General features: G+C 72.2%; 4 protein-coding genes. All 4 read left to right on the top strand.

Annotation, left to right across the window (positions count from 1 at the left end; all coding sequences use genetic code 11):
* Nucleotides 1-144 precede the first annotated feature (144 nt).
* The 4 genes from NH339_RS17590 (at nt 145) to NH339_RS17575 (ending at nt 3912) form a co-directional block, all read left to right on the top strand.
* A complete protein-coding gene (locus tag NH339_RS17590) occupies nt 145-972 on the top strand; it encodes an amino acid ABC transporter ATP-binding/permease protein (RefSeq protein WP_253027294.1) in 828 nt (275 codons plus the stop codon).
* Nucleotides 969-2159 (top strand): signal recognition particle-docking protein FtsY, encoded by a 1191-nt coding sequence (ftsY, locus tag NH339_RS17585; protein WP_253027293.1) that lies wholly within the window; start codon nt 969-971, stop codon nt 2157-2159. Before NH339_RS17590 ends, ftsY begins: the two co-directional genes overlap by 4 nt.
* Nucleotides 2160-2302: 143 nt before the next feature.
* On the top strand, nt 2303-3571 hold the full coding sequence (locus tag NH339_RS17580) for an ammonium transporter (protein ID WP_253027292.1): 1269 nt from the start codon (nt 2303-2305) through the stop codon (nt 3569-3571).
* A gap of 2 nt (nt 3572-3573) precedes the next feature.
* Complete coding sequence (locus tag NH339_RS17575) at nt 3574-3912, top strand: P-II family nitrogen regulator (protein ID WP_067856575.1); 339 nt, start codon at nt 3574-3576, stop codon at nt 3910-3912.
* Nucleotides 3913-4036 lie beyond the last annotated feature (124 nt).

Below are 4036 nucleotides of genomic sequence, written 5' to 3'. Positions count from 1 at the left end.
GATACGCAGGGACTTCGCAAGCTCGTCCCCGCTACTCGACCAGCGGAACCTACCGCTGGTCGAGTGCCTCCACGAGCGCCAGCGAGGGGAGGTGTATCGAGCCCACTCTGGCCGACGCTGGGTCTCACCGGTCCGCTCGTCGGCGTGCTGCTCCTCGCGCCGGTCGGGCTGGTCGACGTGCTGGACGCCGTGGCGGAGGCCGAGCGGCTGCGACCGCGCGTGCAGGCCGCACGCCGCAGGCTCGTCCTGCTGGAGGAGGGCAGCGACCCGATGCGGGCCCCGGTCGACGGTGCGTCCCGGCCCGACGGCTTCGCCCTGGACCTGCAGGACGTCACGCTCGGCTGGGACGGCGACCTCGTCCGCGACCTGACCGTGCACGTGCCCGAGGGCGCGCGGGTGGTCGTCACCGGCCCCAGCGGCTCGGGCAAGAGCACGCTCGCGGCCACGTTGTCCCGGTTGGTCGCGGCCCGGAGCGGGACGGTGCGGCTGGGGGGCGTCGACGTGCTCGACCTCGACCGCGAGCAGGTGCGCGCCGTGGTCGGCTGGATGCAGCAGGACACCGTCCTGTTCGACACGACCGTGCGCGAGAACCTGCGCGTCGCGGACCCCCGCGCCGACGACGCCACGCTCTGGCGTGCGCTCGGCCGCGTGCGGCTCGCCGACACGGTCGCCTCGTGGCCCGACGGGCTCGACACCGTGCTCGGCGAGGGTGGCTCGCGCGTCTCCGGCGGGGAACGGCAGCGGCTCGGCCTCGCCCGCATGCTGCTGGCCGGACACCGCGTCCTCGTGCTGGACGAGCCGACCGAGCACCTCGACGGCGAGACCGCCCGCGCCCTGCTCGACGACGTCGACGCCCTGGCGCCCGAGCACACCGTCGTCGTCGTGTCGCACGCCCCGGAGGTCGTCGCGCGGTACCCGCAGCGGGTCGACCTGCAGCCCTCGCCGCACCGACGTCCTAGGGTGGTCCGGTGACCAACACCGAGCTGCTCGTCGCCCTCATCGCCGTCGCCGTCGTCGTCCTCGGTGGTGGAGCCGCCCTCCTCGTGCGCCGTGGTCGGGGCGAGCTCCCGCCTCCGCGCGACCTCGACGCGATCACCGAGGAGTACATCGAGCACCCCGAGCACCCGGAGCCCCACCTCCCGTCGGAGGACGAGGAGCCGCCGTTCGAGGAGGTCCCTGCCGACGAGAAGGACCAGCCGGCGGCCCCAGCCGCCCCGACGACCACGGTCGAGCGCCCCGAGCCGGCGCAGGGGCGTCTGGTGCGGCTGCGCGCCAGGCTGGCCCGCTCCAACTCCTCGCTCGGCCGCGGCCTCCTCGCGGTGCTCGGCCGGGCCGACCTCGACGACGCCGCCTGGGAGGAGCTCGAGGACACGCTCCTCGCCGCCGACGTGGGCGTCGGTCCCACGACCGAGCTCGTCGACCGGCTTCGCACGCGGGTGCGCGTCGAGGGCATCACCGACCCCGAGGCCGCACGTCGGGCGCTCCGCGAGGAGCTCGTGGCCCTCGTCGACCCGACCCTCGACCGCTCGCTCGCGCTGCAGGGTCCCGAGGGCACGCCCGGCGTCGTGCTCGTCGTGGGGGTCAACGGCACCGGCAAGACCACGACGGTCGGCCGGCTCGCGCGCGTGCTCGTCGCCGAGGACCGCACCGTCGTGCTCGGTGCGGCCGACACGTTCCGCGCCGCCGCGGCGGACCAGCTCAGCACGTGGGGCCAGCGCGTCGGCGTCGACGTCGTGCGCGGTCCCGAGGGCGGCGACCCCGCCAGCGTCGGCTTCGACACCGTCAAGCAGGGCCTCGAGACCGGCGCCGACGTCGTCGTCATCGACACGGCGGGTCGCCTGCACACGAAGGCGGGCCTGATGGACGAGCTGGGCAAGGTCAAGCGCGTGGCCGAGAAGCAGGCACCCGTGACCGAGGTCCTGCTCGTCATCGACGCGACCACCGGCCAGAACGGGCTACGCCAGGCGCAGGTCTTCGGCGAGGTCGTGGAGGTCACCGGCGTGGTGCTCACCAAGCTCGACGGCACGGCCAAGGGCGGCATCGTCGTGGCCGTCCAGCGCGAGCTCGGCGTCCCGGTCAAGTTCGTCGGTCTCGGCGAGGGGGCCGACGACCTCGCGCCGTTCGACGCCGAGGAGTTCGTCGACGCCCTGCTGGCGTGAGGACGTAACACGCCCGTAACGCAGCGGCCGAACTCGTGACCTGAGCGAAACGCGACGCTGCCGCAGAGGTAATCCCCGACGTCCATCGTGTGACGTGGCGCTGCCGGGAGGCGCGCCGTCCCATCACGTCTCACGGAGGTTCCATGGATACCGGCGACACCGCCTGGATCTTGGCCAGCGCCGCACTGGTGCTGCTCATGACGCCCGGGCTCGCGTTCTTCTACGGGGGCATGACGCGCGCGAAGAGCGTGCTCAACATGATGATGATGAGCTTCGCCGCGCTGGCCATCGTGCCGGTGCTGTGGGTGCTCTACGGCTACTCGTTCGCGTTCAGCCCCGGCGGCAACAGCCTCATCGGCGGCGTCGAGCGGCTCGGGTTCCTCAACATCGGCGTGAACACCGCCTACGGCACGATCCCCGAGTTCGTGTTCGCCGGGTTCCAGCTGATGTTCGCCATCATCACCGTCGCCCTCATCAGCGGCGCGATCGCCGACCGTGCGAAGTTCGCCGGCTGGATCGTCTTCGTGGTCGTGTGGGTCAGCGTCGTCTACTTCCCCGTCGCGCACTGGGTCTTCGACTTCGGCGACAACGGCGGCTGGATCGCCACCAAGCTCGAGGCCGTCGACTTCGCCGGTGGCACCGCGGTGCACATCAACGCCGGTGCGGCCGGTCTGGCCCTCGCCCTCGTGCTCGGCAAGCGCACCGGCTGGAAGCGCGACCCGATGCGGCCGCACAACCTGCCGTTCGTCCTGCTGGGTGCCGGTCTCCTCTGGTTCGGCTGGTTCGGCTTCAACGCCGGCTCCGCGGTCGGCGCGAACGGCCTGGCCGGTCTCGCCTTCGTCAACACCGCGGTGGCCACCGCCGGTGCGATCGTCGGCTGGCTCGCCTACGAGTTCCTCAAGGAGAAGAAGGGCACCAGCCTCGGCGCCGCGTCGGGTGCCGTCGCCGGCCTCGTCGCCATCACGCCCGCCGCCGGTGCGCTGTCGCCGTTCGGGTCGGTCATCCTGGGCCTCGTCGCCGGCGTCGTGTGCGCGGCAGCGGTCGGCCTCAAGTGGAAGCTCGGCTTCGACGACTCGCTCGACGTCGTCGGCGTGCACCTCGTGGGCGGCCTCATCGGCACCATCCTCATCGGCTTCCTCGCCACGACGGCACCCGGTGGCGGTGCGCCCGTCGACGGCCTCTTCTACGGTGGCAACGCCGAGCTGCTCGGCAAGCAGGTGCTGGCGGCCGTCGTCGTCATGGTCTTCTCGTTCGTGCTCACGTACATCATCGGTAAGTTGATCGACATGACGATCGGCTTCCGCATCGACCCGGAGGACGAGGTCTCCGGCATCGACCAGGTCGAGCACCTCGAGTCCGCGTACGACTACACCGGCGGTTCCGGTGGTTCGCCCTTCAAGACGGGAGTCTGATGATGAAGCTCGTGACCGCGGTCATCAAGCCGCACAAGTGGGAAGAGGTCCGCGAGGCCCTCGCGTCCGCCGGCGTCGCCGGCATGACCGTCACCGAGGCCAGCGGCTACGGCCAGCAGAAGGGCCACACGGAGGTCTACCGCGGGGCGGAGTACGACGTCACCCTCGTGCCGAAGATCCGTCTGGAGGTCGTCGTCGACGCCGCCGACGTCGAGACGGTCGTCAGCACCATCACGGCAGCCGCCCAGACCGGCAAGATCGGCGACGGCAAGGTGTGGGTCGTCCCCGTCGACTCGGTGGTGCGCGTGCGCACCGGCGAGACCGACGAGGCCGCCCTCTGACCCCTCGCCCGACCCCGCCGCAGCCCACGACCGCACCGGTCGTGGGCTGCGGTGCGTCCTGGCTGGTCCGGTGCGGCAGGCTGGTGCCGTGAACCACCCGCCGAGCACCGCCGCCGACCGACGC

Source organism: Aeromicrobium sp. CnD17-E, assembly GCF_024124745.1.
Classification (GTDB): Bacteria; Actinomycetota; Actinomycetes; order Propionibacteriales; family Nocardioidaceae; genus Aeromicrobium.
Note: the sequence above shows the minus strand (reverse complement) of the source record. Positions and strands in the feature narration are given on the sequence as shown.

Excerpts from the sequence above, each read along its gene's own strand:
- NH339_RS17575 (WP_067856575.1), top strand. The coding sequence starts at position 3,574 with ATGAAGCTCGTGACCGCGGTCATCAAGCCGCACAAGTGGGAAGAGGTC.
- NH339_RS17580 (WP_253027292.1), top strand. The coding sequence starts at position 2,303 with ATGGATACCGGCGACACCGCCTGGATCTTGGCCAGCGCCGCACTGGTG.